Source organism: Marinobacterium aestuariivivens, assembly GCF_042661465.1.
Classification (GTDB): domain Bacteria; phylum Pseudomonadota; class Gammaproteobacteria; order Pseudomonadales; family Balneatricaceae; genus Marinobacterium_A; species Marinobacterium_A aestuariivivens.
The window spans coordinates 608,672-626,868 of record NZ_JBHSWE010000001.1; the positions used below are offsets into that span (position 1 = coordinate 608,672).

The 18,197-nt window shown below is 56.6% G+C and carries 11 protein-coding genes, 1 tRNA gene, 2 pseudogenes and 1 riboswitch; of the genes and pseudogenes, 5 read left to right on the forward strand and 9 right to left on the reverse strand.

Annotated features, from left to right (window positions below):
• The first annotated feature begins 111 nt into the window (after positions 1–111).
• Positions 112–996 carry a LysR family transcriptional regulator gene (locus tag ACFQDL_RS03145; protein WP_379907786.1) on the forward strand — a complete coding sequence of 295 codons (885 nt, stop codon included), beginning with the start codon at positions 112–114 and terminating at the stop codon, positions 994–996.
• 169 nt (positions 997–1,165) lie between these two features.
• Here the strand turns inward: ACFQDL_RS03145 and ACFQDL_RS03150 are convergent.
• The 3 genes from ACFQDL_RS03150 to ACFQDL_RS03160 all read right to left on the reverse strand — a co-directional run bounded on the left by ACFQDL_RS03150 (position 1,166) and on the right by ACFQDL_RS03160 (position 4,079).
• Positions 1,166–1,241: transfer RNA gene (locus ACFQDL_RS03150), tRNA-Thr, on the reverse strand.
• Between the two features lie 71 nt (positions 1,242–1,312).
• The gene (locus ACFQDL_RS03155) at positions 1,313–1,540 is read right to left on the reverse strand and encodes a general secretion pathway protein GspB (protein WP_379907787.1); all 228 of its coding nucleotides are present in this window, start codon (positions 1,538–1,540) and stop codon (positions 1,313–1,315) included.
• Between the two features lie 685 nt (positions 1,541–2,225).
• Entirely contained in the window at positions 2,226–4,079 is a 1,854-nt protein-coding gene (locus tag ACFQDL_RS03160; protein WP_379907788.1) for an ExeA family protein, read from the reverse strand.
• Between the two features lie 433 nt (positions 4,080–4,512).
• Between ACFQDL_RS03160 and ACFQDL_RS03165 the strand changes: the two genes are divergently transcribed.
• Together ACFQDL_RS03165 and ACFQDL_RS03170 are read left to right on the forward strand one after the other, a co-directional pair.
• Positions 4,513–5,853: a sigma-54 dependent transcriptional regulator gene (locus ACFQDL_RS03165; RefSeq protein ID WP_379907789.1), complete on the forward strand. Its 1,341-nt coding sequence runs from the start codon at positions 4,513–4,515 to the stop codon at positions 5,851–5,853.
• A gap of 394 nt (positions 5,854–6,247) precedes the next feature.
• Entirely contained in the window at positions 6,248–6,535 is a 288-nt protein-coding gene (locus ACFQDL_RS03170) for a hypothetical protein (protein WP_379907790.1), read from the forward strand.
• A gap of 320 nt (positions 6,536–6,855) precedes the next feature.
• On the opposite strand, the pseudogene ACFQDL_RS03175 reads toward ACFQDL_RS03170, so the two are convergent.
• The 4 genes and pseudogenes from ACFQDL_RS03175 to ACFQDL_RS03190 all read right to left on the reverse strand — a co-directional run.
• Positions 6,856–7,655 (reverse strand): annotated as a pseudogene (locus ACFQDL_RS03175) (IS30 family transposase); the annotation flags it as partial.
• A gap of 332 nt (positions 7,656–7,987) precedes the next feature.
• On the reverse strand, positions 7,988–9,298 hold the full coding sequence (locus ACFQDL_RS03180; RefSeq protein WP_379907791.1) for an MSCRAMM family protein: 1,311 nt from the start codon (positions 9,296–9,298) through the stop codon (positions 7,988–7,990).
• Between the two features lie 44 nt (positions 9,299–9,342).
• Positions 9,343–10,017, reverse strand: coding sequence for a prealbumin-like fold domain-containing protein (locus ACFQDL_RS03185; RefSeq protein ID WP_379907792.1), 675 nt, complete (start codon positions 10,015–10,017; stop codon positions 9,343–9,345).
• 343 nt (positions 10,018–10,360) lie between these two features.
• Positions 10,361–10,663, reverse strand: coding sequence for a hypothetical protein (locus ACFQDL_RS03190; protein WP_379907793.1), 303 nt, complete (start codon positions 10,661–10,663; stop codon positions 10,361–10,363).
• Positions 10,664–11,538: 875 nt separating this feature from the next.
• Positions 11,539–11,634: riboswitch (cyclic di-GMP riboswitch) on the forward strand.
• 70 nt (positions 11,635–11,704) lie between these two features.
• Here ACFQDL_RS03190 and ACFQDL_RS03195 point away from each other — a divergent pair.
• Positions 11,705–13,066, forward strand: a complete 1,362-nt coding sequence (locus ACFQDL_RS03195) for a dockerin type I domain-containing protein (protein ID WP_379907794.1) — start codon at positions 11,705–11,707, stop codon at positions 13,064–13,066.
• Positions 13,067–13,218: 152 nt separating this feature from the next.
• Here ACFQDL_RS03195 and ACFQDL_RS03200 read toward each other — a convergent pair whose 3' ends face one another.
• Complete coding sequence (locus ACFQDL_RS03200) at positions 13,219–15,180, reverse strand: MSCRAMM family protein (protein ID WP_379907795.1); 1,962 nt, start codon at positions 15,178–15,180, stop codon at positions 13,219–13,221.
• A 210-nt stretch (positions 15,181–15,390) separates the two neighbouring features.
• The gene (locus tag ACFQDL_RS03205; RefSeq protein WP_379907796.1) at positions 15,391–16,764 is read right to left on the reverse strand and encodes a hypothetical protein; all 1,374 of its coding nucleotides are present in this window, start codon (positions 16,762–16,764) and stop codon (positions 15,391–15,393) included.
• Positions 16,765–17,264: 500 nt separating this feature from the next.
• Between ACFQDL_RS03205 and ACFQDL_RS03210 the strand changes: the two are divergent.
• Positions 17,265–18,178: pseudogene (locus tag ACFQDL_RS03210) on the forward strand (transposase).
• The last annotated feature ends 19 nt before the right edge of the window (positions 18,179–18,197 follow it).

Below are 18,197 nucleotides of genomic sequence, written 5' to 3' on the forward strand. Positions count from 1 at the left end.
AAGCCGGGCTCCTACGGCTCTCGCTAACCCCCAACCTGTTGGCAAGTGTGCAACAGATCGATATATTTATTAAGTTTGATTTTTTTATCTATTGATTGGTTTTATAAAACTATGACCGTCAAGCAGCTGCGCGCCTTCCTCGCCGTCGCCCGTACCCTCAGCTTTGCCGAGGCCAGTGTGATGATTCACCTGTCACAGCCCGCGCTGAGCCTGGCGATCAAGAAGCTCGAGGAATCCCTCGGTGGCCGGTTGTTCACCCGCACCACCCGCACCATTGCACTGACGCCCGAGGGCGAAGCGCTGTTGCCGATCGCCCAGCGCCTGCTGGCCGAATGGGAAAATGCCGAAGAGGAGCTGCAGCAGCGCTTTGCATTGCAGCTGGGCCGAATCGCCGTCGCCGCCATGCCCTCCTTCGCCGGCTCGCTGCTGCCCGAGGGATTGCTGCAGTACCGCAATCGCTACCCGCGCATCAACATCGAGGTGCACGACGTGATCGCCGAAAGGGTGGTGGACATGGTGCGTCAGAGCCGCGTGGAGGTGGGGGTGACCTTCGATCCCGGCAGCAGCGACGACCTGAGGTTTCTGCCGCTTTTCGAGGACGAATTCATCGCCGTGCTGCCGCCGGACCACCCGGCCTGCAATGCAGAGCAGCTGGAATGGCAAACCCTGCTGAACGAGGACTTCATCACCCTGCAGCGGCCTTCGCGGCTGCGCCTGATGCTGGAAAACCACCTGGCTGAACGGGGCCTGGTGCCCAGGGTCGCCTTCGATGCCCACCAGTTGGCCACTGTCGGTCGCATGGTGGCCACGGGCCTCGGGGTCAGCGTCGTACCGGGACTGTGCCGGCAGCAGATGCAGGAACTGGGCGCCTGCTGCGTGCCGCTGGCGGAACCGAGAATTTCCAGGAGCGTCGGCATTCTCACCCGCCGCCGGCACGAACTCTCGGTCGCCGCCCAGGCGATGGTCGAGGTGCTCGAAGAAACCTTCAGACGGTAGGAGGTATTCGCCCAGCGGCCTACTGAATATCGACTATGGCACTTACCCGTGGGAGCGGCTTCAGCCGCGAAGGGGGCCCCATGGCAGCGATTCGCGGCTAAAGCCGCTCCTACATCCGAATCGGCACCTGTGGGAGCTTACTCTGTGAGCGAACATCGCTGAAGGGAAATGGTGCCGCAGAGAGGAATCGAACCTCCGGCTTGCTGATTACGAATCAGCTACTCTACCGACTGAGTTACTGCGGCACTGGAGTGAATCGGATATCGATAATAGCAGTATAAAAATCGGCACGACAAGCCCGTGATATCAGTCCCTGTCAAAGCGCGTTCATGCGGAAACGGTACTCCTGGTAGGACAGGATCACGCCCTTGGGTATGATCTCCTCGAGGCGCACCTGGGGCGTGATCCGCTGCCCTTCGCGCATCATGCGCTCGCCGATCTTGACCCGCCGCGAAGCCGGATCCTCGGAGTAGATATGAACCGAGAATTTCAGCTCCGGCAGGCTGCGCTGCACATCGACCGGCAATTGGCGCCAGTAAGGCACATTGGCCCAGGGTTCGCTTTCGCCGCCATCTCGGGTTCCGGAGATGGCGTGCCCTCCACTTCGCTACGCCCTGCTTTCCTGTCGCTGTCGGCGACAACAGGGGGCTTTTCAGTGGTCGGCACGGGGGCCACCGGTTCTACAACCCTGTCCTCCAGCTGAATGCGCACCCCCTTGAGATCTTCGCTGCTGAGCGTCGGTCGCACCTCCTTGCTCGCCTCGATTTGAGCCACCACGGATGCCTGACCGGCCGGCACTGCCGGCTGGCCCGAAGCGTTAGCGGAGGGGGCTGTTGACTGTAAACTGTCTTTACTTCCCCACTGCCACCATGCAAGCCCGCCCGCAACGGCCACCAGTGCCAGCAGGGGCAGGCGCCACTTTCGCCCGGCACCTCCGCTCTGTCTGGGACGGGCCATCACCGCGGCCATGGCCCGGTCCGGTGCCGGGTCCCGCTTGCGCTGACGGTCGGATTGCTTCAGAGCATCAAGAATATACGACATTATCTATAGCCCCTGGCTGATACTCGTGGCACCTACAACTGCGCCTTCTTTCCGTAGGGTGTCGGTGACCGTCATGGATGACGGGAGGCCGCCCCACGGGAATCCTGGACATTGCAGGAGCAAATTCCAGGAAGCGAAGCGCACCGGACCGGAACCACTACCGCGCGACCGCCCAATACCACCATTGTCTAGCGTCCCTCCGCAACCAGCAACGGCAGATCCGTGCGTGTCAGGGTATTCAGGTGTATCGCGGTCTTCGGCCCCACCACGCCATCGATGGTCAGCCCCTGGCGCATCTGGAACAGCCGGACCTGCTCAACCAGTCGGGTATCGTAGCTGTTGCCGGCCACCAGCTGAACACCGCCGTTCAGACGCGCCATCTGCTGACTCAGCCAGTCGACGCCGCTGCCCGAAGCCCCCGGCCAGATCGGCGAACTGTAGCCCGGCGGCAGACGCCAGAAAATCGTATAGGTGCCGGGCCAGCCTTTTTCCAGTTCCGCATAGGGCACCTCGACAAGTTCGCCATCCACCATCAGGCGTCCCTGGTCGTCATCAAGTGCCAGTATCGCCGCATGCAGCGTCTTGCCGGATCCTGTCTTGATACTGGCCACTGCCGGACGGTTCAGCTGCTGCAGCGAATCGAGATCGCCGCTGTAAAACAGGCAGCCGAGCCCCTGGGCTTCGGCAAAACGGCAGACCACCGGATTCAGACGCGGGTCGTAGTCGATGCGCCAGGCGCCGAACAGCGCGCGGTAGGCCTGTACCATACCCAGATCACCGTCTGGTTGCTCCGGCCAACTGAAAGGCTCAAGCCTGTCGAGGGCGCGCTGGTGAATCACCTCTGCCGGCGTCTTTGCCGGCGCCTCCGGCGGCATGAGTGCCGCCGTGACCGTTTCGAGTGCTTCCGGCTGTGCCTCCCCGTCCATTTCGGGCAAAGCCGACAGTGCCGGGGACACCGGCACCTCAGGTTCGGGCTCGAATCTGTCAGGCTGCGTAACAGGCACCGAAACAGGTACAACTGCCGCCGGTTCTATCGCCTCAGGCGGGGCGGGCGCAATCACGGAGGCATCCGAACTGCTGAAGAACGCCAGCAGCGGCAATTCGAACCGCCCGTCATCCGCCACCCAGGCGGCAATGCCGAATCCCAGTACCCAGGCGGCCAGGCCCGCCGCCACCGCCAGGCCGATGACCCAGCGCACGCTGCCCGATGCAGACTGCTTCTGGACGGCTTCGTCACCGAACACCTCACGCGCAGCCTTGATCATCGTTGCCTCCTCGACGCGGTTGTCCCGCTGCACGAAAGTACCGAGCAGCGCGCGGTCACAGAGGATATTGATCACACGCGGAATGCCGCCGGAAAGACGATAAAGCCGCTTCAGGGTCGCCGCCGGGAAGATCGGCCTGTCCAGCCCCGCGACCGACAGCCGGTGCACGATATAGGCTTCGAGATCCCCCTTTGGCAGCGCACCGAGATGAAAGCGCGCCGTAATGCGCTGCGAAAGCTGGCGCAGCTCGGGCCGTGCCAGCAGCTCCAGCAGCTCCGGCTGTCCGACCAGCACCATCTGCAGCAGCTTGCTTTCATTGGTTTCGAGATTGGTCAGCAGACGAATATGTTCCAGCAGGGGTACACCCAGGTTCTGCGCCTCGTCGATGATCAGAACCGTGTTTCGACCCTCGGCATGGGTTTTCAGCAAATGCCGGTTGATCAGGTCGATATAGGTCTTGCTGCGAACCTGCTCTCCCTGTGGATAGGAGATCCCGAGCTCGTCGCACAGCGCCGCCAGCAGTTCCTCGACACTGGCCTTGGGGTTCAGAATGACCGCCACGTCGGTATTTTCCGGCAACTGCTCGAGCAGGCAGCGGCAGACCGTCGTCTTGCCCGTCCCCACCTCTCCGGTCAGGAGCACAAAGCCGCCGTTACTGTTGATCCCGTACAGCAGATGCGCCAACGCTTCCTGGTGCTGCTCGCTGAGATAGAGATAGCGAGGATTGGGTGCGATCGAAAACGGTGACTCGGTCAGTCCGAAGTAACTGTTGTACATCTGTGCTACCACTCGAGGATCCATTCATTACTGGGTAACTATAGATGGTGCCAGGCTCCTTTACCGCCTGCTGTCAGGGCTCCTGTCGCCGAGAAATACTGTAGCAATATGAATACACAACATGATCAGCCGATGACTGTTGCATCATTATCCGGTTGCGTTGTGCACGCCCAACTATACTTGTTACAAAAACAGAACAAATACAAGCCGCGTACTCCAGCAACCTACCCGGCCATTGTATGAAGGAACTGGACAAAAACTGCTCGCCGGCATACACATTGCCCGGTACGTTCACTCTCAGGTGAACACCGGCAGTGCTTTCATGCTGCCCGGTTTTTGAGTCCTCCTTGAGTTGCAATCCGGTACAACTTGTACGACCGATACCATGCAAATAGCCAACAGGGAGCATGGACGAACAGCTGACTCATCGGGCATGGCTGCCCGCAAGGCGCTTTTTATCGATGTATCCGATAACAAGCGACCACCCTCTTTCGAGCTAGACCTCAAGGGCTGGCAACTGGACCGGGTGACAGATCTCGACAAGGCACGGGAACTGCTGCGTGAACACGATTATTATGTCGGTCTGGTGAAACTCGACTGGCCCTCGATCAACGACCGCGACGAGATCGAGGATTTTTTCCACCAGGACCAGTTCACGGCCTGGATCGCCCTGACCACCCCGGAAGTCATGCGCGACCATGCCTTTCGGCGCATGCTATATGAAAACTTTTACGACTACTTCACGCTGCCGCTGGATCAGAATGAAAGCTACCTGACCGCCACCATGGGCCATGCCTACGGCATTGCCCGGCTGCGCAAGCTGGAGGACAAGCAGCTCTCCCATCTGGACGAGTTCCATATGGTCGGCGCAAGCCCCTGCATCCTGGAAATTTTCAAGCAGATCCGCAAGGTCGCGACCGCCGAGGCGCCGGTGCTGATCACCGGCGAGAGCGGCACCGGCAAGGAGCTGATCGCACGCGCCATTCATCAGCGTTCGTCCCGACACAAGGGTCCCTTCATCGCCGTCAACTGCGGTTCGCTGCCCGATACCCTGGTGGCCTCCGAGCTGTTCGGCTATGAAAAAGGCGCCTTTACCGGTGCCTACAAACGCAAGATCGGTCGGCTGGAAGCCGCCAACGAAGGCACCATCTTCCTCGACGAGATCGGCGACCTGCCGCTGGACATGCAGGTCCACCTGCTGCGATTCCTGCAGGAACAGACCCTGGAGCGACTCGGCAGCAACGACAGCATCCGGGTCAATACGCGGGTGATCGCCGCCACCAATATCGATCTCGACAAGGCGGTCGAGGTCGGCGATTTCCGTGAAGACCTCTTCTACCGCCTCAATGTGCTGACCATCAAGGTGCCGGCGCTGCGCGAGCGGGACGGCGATATCGAACTGCTGGCACGCTTCTTCTTCCAGAAGTTTCGAGGCGAGCAGGGTTGTCATGTCCGGGGCTTCACCCAGCAGGCCCTCGCGGCCATGTCTGCCTACGAGTGGCCCGGCAATGTCCGCGAGCTGATCAACCGGGTGCGCCGGGCCATGGTGATGAGCGACAACCGCCTGATTACCCCTGTGGACCTGGGACTCGACGACAACCTCTACAGCGGCGGTCAGCAGATCACGCTCGAGGACGCCCGCAACAGCGCCGAGAAACAGGCGATTCGCCAGGGGCTTGAACTCGCCCACGACAATGTCTCCAAGGCCGCCCGTATGCTCGGTGTCTCCCGCGTGACCCTGTACCGGTTGATGGACAAGTACCAGATCCGCTGAAACCGAACCTGATTGGGGGTCGGCCCTGTGGGGGCCCACTCTGTGGGCGAATGGCCTCGCTGCTAGACCTTGTTCGCCCACAGGACCGGGCGCCTCCAATTCTTTTTCCAGGACACCTATCGTCTCTCAGACATCGCTTGAAACTGCGACCACCCACTGCCACGTAAACGAAACAGCAAAATAGCCTACCTGTTTCTTTTACTTGACAGATTTATCATTCCATTTGAGTCCTGACATAAAAAACCAATAAAGATCATACTGTTAGCCATATGGCGTAAACCTTGCTGCATATTTAATCAGACGGTTTTGTCCGAATCGCATGCTGCCATGGGTGCAGACTGACAGGAAAGGAGTTTTTGCCACTGAGACGAATCCAATATCAGGTAGATCCTGAGTGGATGCCGCAAAACCCGAAGGCAAGGCGCCGAAGCCGAATCAAGTGGCTGTAGTGGAAGCGCCTTGCGGCAGCCTGAAGAGAGCGGGCAACAAGATGACGATCTCCAAGAGTCACTACCATCGCAACCGACTTCTTCGCGACCGAATACGCAAGGACGAAGCCGGGCACCATGCCGGCTCGTCTGAAGCGATGGATGCGGATGATGCCGACTTCCTGCCCGACTACTTCAAGGAGATCATCGAAGCCATCAAACAGGAGGAGATCGAGCCCCTCCCCCTCAGGTGATCCTCTGGGACGAGGTTGCCTGACCCGATACTGCTACCGGCCGACCAGACGCCCAACGCCTTTGCCTTTAACGTCTGCGCAGCGCTATCCGCTTCGAACAACTGACACTCCTTCAGCCCGGTCACAAAACGTCGCCAAAAAACAACGACACCCCGCCTTTGATGCACCGGTAACGGATATTGGGGCTTGATTATTACGTATTCGTATAAGCTAAACGGATTCCGGCATGATAATGTTAAGGCTCTTGAGTGAAGCCCGCTGCAGCTGTTTTCAGTTCCCCTTGAATGCTGTAGTCGGGCTCTCCCTCATTCGCTCGCTTTGTACTGGCGAAGCAGGCCGTTAAAGTTCTCATTCAGCCCTCGCTCCCATGAGGAGTACGAATGGGCAAAGTAGACGTCCGTATCCAGCGCCTTGGCAATGCCCCGATGCTCAACGAACTCGGCGCCATTATCCGCCGTGATCGTATGCACATGGGCCGCATAGGGCTTGAGCATGTCGATAATGGCATCCCGCACATCAGCGGCCCGTTTAATCTCGACCTTACGCACCAGATACATTCGGCTTTTACGCTCCACCAGGGTGACCAGCGCGCCAGTACCGGGTTTGCCCAATTCCGTATCGACTTCCCAGTCGCCGAAGCGCTCCCGCGTATCCACGATGGCCGGGCGCTCGTCGATCGAGCGGGGCTCCGGGATGACCGAGCGTTTGCTGTTCTTACCTCGGCGATACCGCTTATGCCCCTGACGCAGCGCCTTGTAGAGTTTGCCGCCACGCGCTTTGTCGGCCGCCACATGGCGGTAGATCCACTCATGGCTGACCGGCATCCCAATACGGCTGCCAATGCCGCTGATCTGTTCCGGGCTCCACTGCCAGGACAGAGCCAACTCTACGTACGTTACTGTCTGCTCCGGTACTTCGGCGCACTGACGCGGCGTGCGGTCGCTGTAGCATGAGCTTGCTTCGGCTCGTAAGTCCCGTCACGCCCGTTCCGCTTAAGCTCCCGGTAGACCGTAGAGCGGTGAACCTCTACTACTTTGGCGATCGCTGCTGGCGAACATCCTTGCGCAAGGGGAGCCGATATCTGGTATCGATTCCCCTCAGTCAACTGCTGATAGCTCATGGTGATACTGCATCGACTTTGGCGAGCTGAAGCGTATCATTGTCAGCAGTTGGCTACCTCTTGCCGTTCAACCATGAGTGTCGCACTTATTATCTGAATTCCCGCCCTGCCTATTTGTCAGCGACGCCACAAAAGCGGGCGCAGGTGCGCGGACATGCTGGCTTTTGTGGCGTTCGCATTGGCCTGCGGCCAATGATGAAGCATCCCTGCCTCATGTATTAACCCGCCGGGTTAATAACTAAAAATCATCCTTTGAGAAAACCATCTCCTAGCAAATAGAATAAAAAAAGAGCGGGCAATACCCGCTCTTTGCATAATCAGATGCAATAGACCTAAGGATCGATTACGATCGTGCAATTATAAGTAGCCTGGCTTTCAAAGTTCAGACTGTTGAACGTGCTGACGTCGCCGTCGAACAAGTCAACAGGCCCAATACCGGCATCCGTACAGGTCACCGTTGCTTTGGTAGCGCCATGACCGTCCGTTGGCAAGGAGTCATAGCTGATGGTGAACTTGCCCAGCGGGGTATTATGGAAACTTACCGCATCCTCATTGCCTTCACCACAAACGGCATCGTCGTCCACCAGCACGGTTTTCGCAGTTTCTCCCGCGTAGCCCTCCGGCGCGGTCTCGACAACCTTGTAGGTTTCACCGACATCCAGGTCACCGAGACAGGCGATACCGTCGCTATCCGTCACAATGGAATCGATTAACACATCCGAACTGTCGTAGATACTGAAGGCCACGTCAGGATGTGCCACGGTGGCGGGATCACTGGAAACATCCTTGGTGGTTTTGGTGATTTTAATCGCCCCGGGCTTGCGTTCGTTTTCAAACGTCAAGTCCGGAGCACCGGTGCTGCGTTCGTCGCAGGACTGGAACAGCGGCTTCGTGGTCTGATCGGCGGCGCCGTTGTAACCGTCCGGCACACCGGTTTCACTGACCGTATAGCTGATATCGCCCAAAGAGGCATCCTTCAGCGGCAAGCCGTCGACGCAGTGGTAACCATCCGGGCCTTCGGTCAACGCAATGTTCAGCGGCGGAATATTCGCATCCGCGACACTGGTGGCCGTGATTTCCATGGTAGCGCCGGCCAGCACCGCACCGTTTTCATCGGTCTTCTTGACCAGGATGGAGCCCAGACGCCAGTTCCTGAAGGTATAGGTCAGGTCCGGATCCGCGCCCGGCACGAAACTGAAGCACTGCGGGCCCGCGGCGATGTAGTTGTCCAGCACCGTGGTTTCCACCAGACAGTAATTGCCTGCATGCACGGTTTCGAAGGTACATTCGCCGTTGGCGTCCGTGACGCAGCTGGCATCGAAAACCGTGGTATCGACAAGCGGATCGTACTGAAGATCCCCGTCGTCCCGGAACAGCGTGAAGGCTATCCCGCTGTGCGCCGCGCCGGTATCGTCCAGTTTGATCAGCTTGAAATTGGCAGAGGTGTTCTCGAACGTCAGGTCGGGTGAGCCGGTACTGCGTTCAGCACAGGTTTCGAATACCGCAGATGTCAATGCGTCGGAAGCGCCGATATAGCCATCAGGAACCGTGGTTTCACTGACCGTATAGCTGATCTCGGCCAGCGACGCATCTTTCAGCGGCAAGTCATCCGCACAGTGATATCCACTGGTCCCCTCGATCATCGTAACAGGCTGCGTGGGCACGTCGGCATCATCGGGATCGGCATCTATGATCTTGAATACTGCACCGGACAGCGCCGCTCCGTCCTGATCGACTTTTTCACCAGGACAGACCCAAGCCGACGGTCGATAAAGTCCACCGTCAGTATGGGAATCGCGGGGCCGACCGTGAAGCACTCGGGATCGGCCGGAAGATAGTGATCCGGATGGTCCGTTTCAACCGCACAGTAATCACCCTCGAATATCAAGGTAAAGGAGCATTCACCGTTTGCAGCCGTCGTACAGGTCAATGGCGCATTATCACTGTCCAGAACGGCAGTGTCTCCAGCGTCAAACTCGCCTTTAGGCGCATTGTCCTTGTAAAGCGTAAACTCGGCTCCCGGCAGCAGCTCACCCGCATCATCCTTTTTCCTGATCTTTACCCCGGCACAATTACTGACAGTCATAGCCAATGGCGGGATAAAGTCCTTGAGGGCGGCATTGAAGGAATCGGATGAACGGCTTTTCAAATAGGCGCTGCCAAAAGTGACGCATTCCCCGGCCCCCACCACCTTGGTCAGGTTAATCGAAGCCTCCCCGAAGGTACGGGCACTTAGCCCCATTCCCTCATCGAGGCCATCTGCCTCTCCGTGTGGAATTGCAACCTTGTTGATGGATCCGGTGGCAAGGCCTTCGCTGGAAAGATTGGTGCGAGCCCCCCAACAGGGGTAACTTTTCAGCACCTCGCACACCTGACTGGCTGGAACACCACCGGAGCTTTCCTCGGTTTCCCAAAAAGAGATGAACAGTTCCGGTCGGGTTCCCCGTTTGCCAGGTCGTACTGGATCAGCATGTCCTTCGCCGTGCGTACCGGTGTTACGCCGTTAGCCGAAAGCACATCCGACTGGTTGAATTCGAAATCCATATTCGTGGTGCCCGAAGGGTCCTGTACCCGTGTCCAGAACATATGGATAAAGGTGTCCGTAAGGCCTTCTTCGGTAAAGATACCGAACTTCTTCAGATCGCTTTTGTTGGGCGGAACGCCCCCGCAACGACGGTCGGTATCGGGTCGTCTTCATCGGTACCCTATCCAAAAGCGGTATCGTCATTTTTATTCCCGATAATGATATTCTCGTCAGGCTTCCAGTCCACACCACTGGTAAGCGCTCCGCTGGCATCAGCCCAGTCGATCATGTCCAGGTCATCCAGTCTGATATTCGCGCCGGGCTCTTCGTCACCGGGCATGCCCGGATCCTCGATCTCGAAATCGCTACCATCAAGGCTGACCAGAGGGTGGGTCGCCCACGCAGGCAGCGCGAATAACCCAAGGCTCAGGAAAGCACCGCACAGGTACGCTCTCAGTGCTTGCCGATTGTTGTGCAAATGCATCGTATTCCCCTCCCGAATTCACCTGAAAAATCTATGTATGTGCCATCAAAAAAAGGCCTGGGTACCTGGCTCCTGTAGTGCACTCTCCTGCCTGTCATCGCGATTCCCCTCGTTGTCCAGCCCGTAGTCACCTCAACCGTTTGTCTCAGGACCTGCTCGATGTCTCCAGCAATACAAACTGTCGGAGGTCCCTGTCGGGGACTGAATGCTGGATCTCGACAGAACGCCTGAGGTTGACAGGCATGCAAGCAACGCCTGGACCAACTCCATAAGCGACTGACCCATAAGGAATTTATTTGAAAAAAAGGAAGCCGGGAAGAAACTGTTAACCTATTGATACAGGCTGATTCTGAAGTGACACTAAATAGATGATTTACATAAAGGAAACACTAGGGGGGTAAACTGTCACTAATTTGATACAGTTATCTGAATGTATCGGCTTGACATTGCCAGGATACTGTCCATATTCCTTGCACAGTCGATAATCCGGCTCCCGCGTCCAGATCATCAACAGAAAACGGACTGGCTTCTGTTCAAGAACTGTATCGTAAAGTTAACGATATATTTGTAATAAACTATAGCCGTCTCCTTTTGGCAACAACTTGTTAGCGCTCTGTTCACATAAGTAACAGAAGCCTCTTGCCATATTCCACTTCTGTATAAATGACATCCAGATTGACATGTTATAGTTCGTTTACAGTCAACAGGACATAGCGTTTGTGTTGAACAGAAACTGGTCCAATTATGAAACAGTGACCAGCGGACCTCCGAATACGGAGCCGAACAGGGAAATTGGTGACAGCCGTCGCTAAAGCATCTGGATGCAATACGCGGATTACGGTCCGCTACACAGATTGTTAACAGACAAGATCCTCTCCCGACAAAGGCAAAGCCCGAGCAACTGGGTGGCGCAAAGTTACGGGTCCTCGAGCACGCTCACGGGCGTATCCGAGGATCGCCGGACCGCCGAAGGAGAGTTACCCTCATCACGGACAGGCCGCTAGAGGATCTTTGCTGAATTTTAATTTCAGGAGAGACCCAATGCGCCTATCCAGGCTTCTGCTCGCGCAGCCAAGGGCTACCAGACCCGATGCTTCCCGTCACTGCTTCAACACCACTTCAGGCTGCAACGATGCGAACCTGAAAAGCCGTTTCGTCAATGTCAAGCGCGACCGTCAGCGCCCGCTCGGCACGGCCTTGGCCATAGCGGCCGCCACACTGATGCTCGGCAACCCGGCACTCGCGGGCAAACCCACCACCAAGGGCGGGGGTTCCGGTAAAGACAGTACGGCAACATCGACCTATTCGCCGCTCGCACTGACGGTCGAAGACTACTACTTCCGCTACGGCCCCCGGGAGGACAACTGCCTGGGCGAGGACGACGAACTGGCCTGGAAAGCGATCGGCGGATTAAAGCCAGGTGAAAGCTTTACTTTTACACCGCAATATCCCGGCTGTGTGAATCATGCGGCTGCCGTCACCGTTAATCTGTCATGGGACGGATCTGAACTCGCACTTTCAAGCGTGGTGCCCGATCAGGACATGTATAGCGCAGACCCGAGCCAGAAAGGAAAAGAGATCATTGCCGCCTCAAATGCCGGCATGGCGCAGCTATGCATGTTTCCGAGATACAACTCCGGCGACGCGCTCTATACAGTTAAGGTAACAAACGTTGGCAGTACCACTGCGACCAATATCGTACTTGACGGTCGTAGCGATAACGACTGGGCAATCAATTTCTACAATCGCTGCATGAATGCCGATGCCGACAGCGATGGCTGGAATGACAGCCTGGAACACTCCATGGCTACGCTGCTGTATTCGGTCGGCTATGTTGATGGCGTTTACCAGCCCTACATCCTGTGGGGCAGCAACTACCTCAAAGCAAGGGTCGACAACAGTGCTGCCGACGACGAAATCGACAGCTCTCCGGTTGACTTCAACGACGACGGAGTTGTAAACAATCTCGATGTCGAAGAGATCGGCTGGTATATCGGTGAAGGCAACGGCATCCCCCAGAGTCAGATCAGCCCGAACCCCAGCGATCCCGGCTATCTCTGGACCAACTCCCGGGAATGGCGTCGGTATGACGTGGATGGCGATGGTTATGTCGGCCAGTCCGATATCGATATCGTCTCGTCGCTGGTTGGGCGCGCTTTGCCAATGACCGAGGATATCATTGCGCCAACAGGACGGGTAATGGAACCGGAAGGCGGCAGCATAGCCAAAGGCTCCTACTATCAGATAAAGGGCCATGTCTGGGACAACGCCGCTGTGACAAAGGTCGAGTACCTTGTGGATGGCCGGATTCAGTGCACTGCCACCGATCCGGTTCCCAGCTTCGGCTTTACATCACCCTTTCATTACTGCTGGTGGGATGTCCCCAAGCGGGGGGCTCTATGAACTTGCGATCAGAGTCTATGATGCGGCGGGAAATATGACAACCAGTGAGGGCCTCCTCGTCTCGGCCAACTGAGAAGTAACTGATATACAGATAGGAAAGGGCGGGATCATGATCCCGCCCTTTTCATTACAGACGACCGGTAAGAATGCGCTTACGGGTCAACTACAATGGTGCAGGTATAGGTCGCCTGCGTCTCGAAGTTGAGCTCGCTGGAAGCCTGGCTGTCACCATCGAACAGATCGACTTCAGCGATAACAGTACCGACACCCTCGCCAGTACAGGTCACAGTCGCTTTGGTTGCACCATGGCCATCCATCGGCAAGGATTCATAGCTGATGGTGAATTTTCCGAGCGGAGTATTGTGGAAGCTTACTGTCTCCTCATTCCCACTTCCACAAACCGCATCGTTATCAATCTCGACGTTCTTCGCAGACTCACCTTCGTAGCCCACTGGCGTCACTTCGTCAACGCTAAAGATTTCGCCGAACTCCAGTTCATCCAAACAGGCTTCGCCATTGGCATCGGTCACTACAGAGCCGACAACACCCTCCGCATTAGAGATGTTAAAGGTCACACCCGGGTGCGGTACCGGGTTCAATTCGGAATTGATATCCTTGGTCGTTTTGGTGATTTTGATCGCCCCGGGCTTGCGCTCGTTCACGAAAATCAGATCGACATCGGCGTCGTCAATCGGTTCGACAGTGCGGTTAGCACAGGTATCGAATTCCGCAGAAGTCTCTGCGTCCGATGCACCGAAGTAACCTGGGGGTATCATAGTTTCACTCACCGTGTAGCTGATTACAGTACCTAATGCGTCTCTGATTGGCAGACCATCGACACAGTGGAAACCTGTCGGAGCTTCCGTCAGCGTTACCGGCAACGTTGGAACATCGTCATCAGCAGGATTGGCGGCGATAACCTTGAACTCAGCGCCGTCAAGTGCAGCCCCATCCTCATCTGCTTTTTTCACCAAAATGGAGCCCAGTTGCCTGTCCGTGAACATTAAGGTCAGCACCGGCACCGATGGATCGACCTCGAAACATTGGGGATCAGCCGGAATATGGTTGGCTGGTACCCCTGTTTCGTCCAGGCAATAGAGGCCGGCGAGAATATCATTGATTTGGCACTCGCCATCCAAGGGTATACCCGTAGTACAGGCCACAGGATCACCGCCCCCGTCCAGAACCACGGAGTCTTCTTCACCAAAGGTTCCGACCGGTTCGTTATCCTGATACAACGTAAAGGTTGCACCGTTCAACAAACTACCATTATCGTCTTTCTTGACGACTTTGACGGCTGCACAGTTTGTAATACTGGTCGCTACAGGTGGTATAAAGTCCTTCAACGCCGCGGTAAAGGAGTCGGACGAGCGGCTTTTCAGATAGACACTACCGAAGGTAATACATTCTTCAGCGCCGACAATTCCGGTCAGGTTGAACTGTGCTTCACCAAAGGTACGTTCATCAAATCCCATTCCTTCATCAAGACCACCTGCATCGGCATTCGAGATCGGGTCGTTATTGATAGAACCTGCAGCCAAGTTCGCATCTGACAAGTTTTGCTTGATCCCCCAGCACGGAAACTTGTTGGTCGCTTCACAAACACTCGCTGCCGAAGCGCCGCCGGCACTGGCCTGAGTTATCCACTCGGACAAGAACAGTTCAGGATTGGTCCCCCCGTTTGCCAAGTCGTACTGAAGCAGTAGATCGCCCGCAGTGCGTATCGGCGTCACATTGTTGGCTGAAGGTGAACTGGACTGGTTGAACTCGAAGTCCATGTTCGTGGTACCGCTCGGATCTTGCACTCGGGTCCAGAAGACATTGACAAAGGTGTCGCCATCCTCTTCAACATAAACCCCGAATTTTTTCAGATCGCTCTTGTTCGGGGGAACGCCCCCTGCGACAACAGAAGGCGGTTCGGTATCTTCAGAAGTCCCCTGACCGAAGGCGCTGTCGTCGGTCTTGTTGCCGATGGTGATATCCATGTCATCGACGACGATACGGCCAGGGGTGGGATCACCATCCATCTCGGCCCAGTCAATATTCCCGGCATCATCTGTGACTATATTCGCGCCAGGATCTGCTGGATTAGTAGAGTCTTCAATCTCGAACATACTGCCTGGCAACGTAGCCAAAGGGTGCGCCGCCCAGACGGCCATCGATACCGTGCAGAGGCCAATCAGGACTCCGAACAGATATCGCGTCAATATACTCGCGCTTCTATGTTGGTTCATTTTGAGTGCCCTCCCTAAGTTCATTTGGGCAATAACGGTTAGCCTCGCTACAATTAGCTGTGGCATCAACAGATGTATTACTAAAATTTCCTACCATTGCTCCCCCTCGTTATAAGAAGACCAGACCGTATCGAAGGCCTGTTCTAGGGCCTGTCGAGCTGCCGGGCTTTCCGTTTCCGACAGCAACGTATCAATTAACTCCAAACGCGGCACCATCTGTTCATCACTCAACTGCGGCCTTGCGTAGCGCACGCCGAACAAGACCTGGTCACCACCGGGCCCGAAAGAGATAAATTTGTTAACTGAATGAATGGCGGTTGGGGTTGAGCTTTGGTATCTATTCGGCATATCCGCATTTGGATTGTTAAGTTGAACCTGATAGGTTCCGGCGATCATCCAGGCGATCTCGCGCCAGAGCGCATCGGGAACCTGGTTCTGACGCACAGTATCCAGCAATGCAGCCTGGGCCTCGGGCTGATCAGCGGACTGTGCCAGCATCTGCAGCGCGAATCGGGCGCCCAGATTTGTCCGGGGAGAGTCTTGGGCCAGACGATACCTCAGACTGGAAAGGCCTGTGCCGCCGGGCAGGCTAGCTAGAGTGACAGCCGCATACTGCCCCCACCACATCTCCGGCAGCTGTTCGAGCTCCGGTACCAGGCTGGCATCCCCATACTCCTGTAGGATTTTAAATAAAGGTGCAATATCGCGCCCCTTGGCCCCTTGCGTAGCTGCCTGCGAAAGCGCTTCCCGAGCCGACAAGACGATATCCCGTTGGTACAGCCCGGGCGCGTGATCCTCCAGATAACGGCCAAGCGTCTCGATTTCGACAGGGCTGTGGATGGCCCGCAGCTCTTCGAACCAGATAGCCTCCGCAGCGGAGTCGTCGATTCGGCTCAGAATATCGAAAAGAGCCAAACGCAACGTGGCATAACCAAGCTCCTCGTCCAGCCCATTGGAAGTGAAATCGATATCAGAGGCAGTTCTCAGAAAATGACGGATAGCCGGTATGGCACCATGGCCCTGCTCGAAAAGAGCGCTAAAATCGCGCTGAATATTGGCAATATCAGACGGCAGGATGCTCCAGTCCGGCCTTTGCCGAAATTGCTCCAGCCGCTCGATCGCATTCTCTGCCTCTGAACTGCCATACTCGGAGCGGGTGCCAGGTTTGGCAGGGTCCGATGGCGATCTGTTTTCGTTACCTTCCCTAAGTGCAATCTTGGCGGCCATGCGTGCTCTCAGGTCCGAGCGGGTACTCTGCACTCGCGACTCCAGCTGAGACTCCACGACCTGGCCCCGCTCGATTTCGCGCTCGATTTCGGGTGACGCTTCCTGTGCAGGCCAAAGATAAAAAGCCAGTGCAATCACCGCCGCGTAACCGAGCAGATCCCAGATATCCCTTATATATCCGTCTCGCGCTGAAGACCGGCGTTTTCTGGCGGAGCCAGTGACAAGATCGATATACATCGTTTCCCCCAGTCCCAAGTGAGCAGGGATTAACCAAGCGCACCCATTTATGCAAAAGAGAAGGTCGGCACCCTCCACATAATCAGGCGAACACTAAACGGAGTGCGATCAAGCAGTTAAAAGCAATTGCCGTGCCATACACTTATCTATCTGATATGGAAAGAGTTTTAGGAAAGGCTAGCTCCAGCGTCAGCCGGAAACTGTTAAGCGACTGACACAGTGAAACGATGGCATGATGTTAAGATATTGATTCGTATGGGAATATTTTTCAGCTGGCTGTTATCCAACTGTGACACTATCAGGCAAGCCGGTCGCGGCAGGATACCCGAGATCAGGTCCAGCCTTTGGAATACCCTCGTAACTACCTCTGGAAACTGAGTTCGCAGTTCTCATCCGGATCTGGAGTTATGGTGATTTCTGGTGTACGGGGAGATAGGAAGGGTGGCGTATCCTGTTGATTGATCACGACCAAGATCTCAATCAACAGAAGGTGATACGCCATGGCCGATTTTACCCTGAAGGCTCTTTCACAACCAGAAGAACAGGTTCCCTATCCGCTGACCGAGCTGTTGCGTGCAGGGGGCGCGCGAGCTGATCGCACAAGCCGTCGAGGCAGAGCTTCAGGTATACTCCTGGACCAGCATGCCGAGCACCGGCTCCCGGATGGTCGTCAGGCCGTGGTGCGCAATGGCTATTTGCCTGAGCGTACCGTCCAGACCGGCATCGGCGATGTCGAGATCAAGGTGCCGAAGGTGCGGGATCGGAGCGGTTCCGGGATTCGCTTCAACAGCACCTTGTTGCCGCCGTACCTGAAGCGGGCCCGGAGTGCCGGGGAGCTGCTGCCCTGGCTGTATCTGAAGGGCGTATCCACCGGCGATTACCAGGAGGCGCTGGCCAAGTGCTATCCGGATACCCGCCATCAGCGCTGCTGGGTGCACAAGACAGCGAACATCCTGTCAGCGCTGCCCAAGTCGGTGCAGCCGAAGGTGAAGGCGGCGTTGCATGAGATCTGGATAGCAGGGACGCGGGACGAGGCGTACAAGGCGTTTGACCGGGCGCTGGTGCGCTTTGAGTCGAAGTATCCCGGCGCCATGGAACGTCTGCGCAAAGACCGGGAAGAACTGCTGGCATTCTATGACTTCCCGGCGGAACACTGGGTCCATATCCGGACGACCAACCCGATCGAGGCGACGGGGACGCCGAGTCGTTTTCGACCGTCCGGCTGCGGACCAAGAGAGCCCGGAACTGCGGTTCACGAGAGACCACGCTGGCGATGGTCTACAAGCTGCTGGAATCGGCACAGAAGAACTGGAAGCGGATCAAGGGATTTAATCTGCTGACCCTCGTGGTCAACAACGTGAAGTTCAAGGACGGCGAGCAAGTACAGGGTCAGTTAGACAGGAACGCCGCCTGATCCCGTACACCAGAATTGA

Coding starts and splice junctions, on each gene's coding strand:
- ACFQDL_RS03145 (WP_379907786.1), top strand. CDS start 112: ATGACCGTCAAGCAGCTGCGCGCCTTCCTCGCCGTCGCCCGTACCCTC.
- ACFQDL_RS03160 (WP_379907788.1), bottom strand. CDS start 4,079: ATGTACAACAGTTACTTCGGACTGACCGAGTCACCGTTTTCGATCGCA.
- ACFQDL_RS03165 (WP_379907789.1), top strand. CDS start 4,513: ATGGCTGCCCGCAAGGCGCTTTTTATCGATGTATCCGATAACAAGCGA.
- ACFQDL_RS03180 (WP_379907791.1), bottom strand. CDS start 9,298: ATGATCGAGGGGACCAGTGGATATCACTGTGCGGATGACTTGCCGCTG.
- ACFQDL_RS03190 (WP_379907793.1), bottom strand. CDS start 10,663: ATGCATTTGCACAACAATCGGCAAGCACTGAGAGCGTACCTGTGCGGT.
- ACFQDL_RS03195 (WP_379907794.1), top strand. CDS start 11,705: ATGCGCCTATCCAGGCTTCTGCTCGCGCAGCCAAGGGCTACCAGACCC.
- ACFQDL_RS03200 (WP_379907795.1), bottom strand. CDS start 15,180: ATGTTCGAGATTGAAGACTCTACTAATCCAGCAGATCCTGGCGCGAAT.
- ACFQDL_RS03205 (WP_379907796.1), bottom strand. CDS start 16,764: ATGTATATCGATCTTGTCACTGGCTCCGCCAGAAAACGCCGGTCTTCA.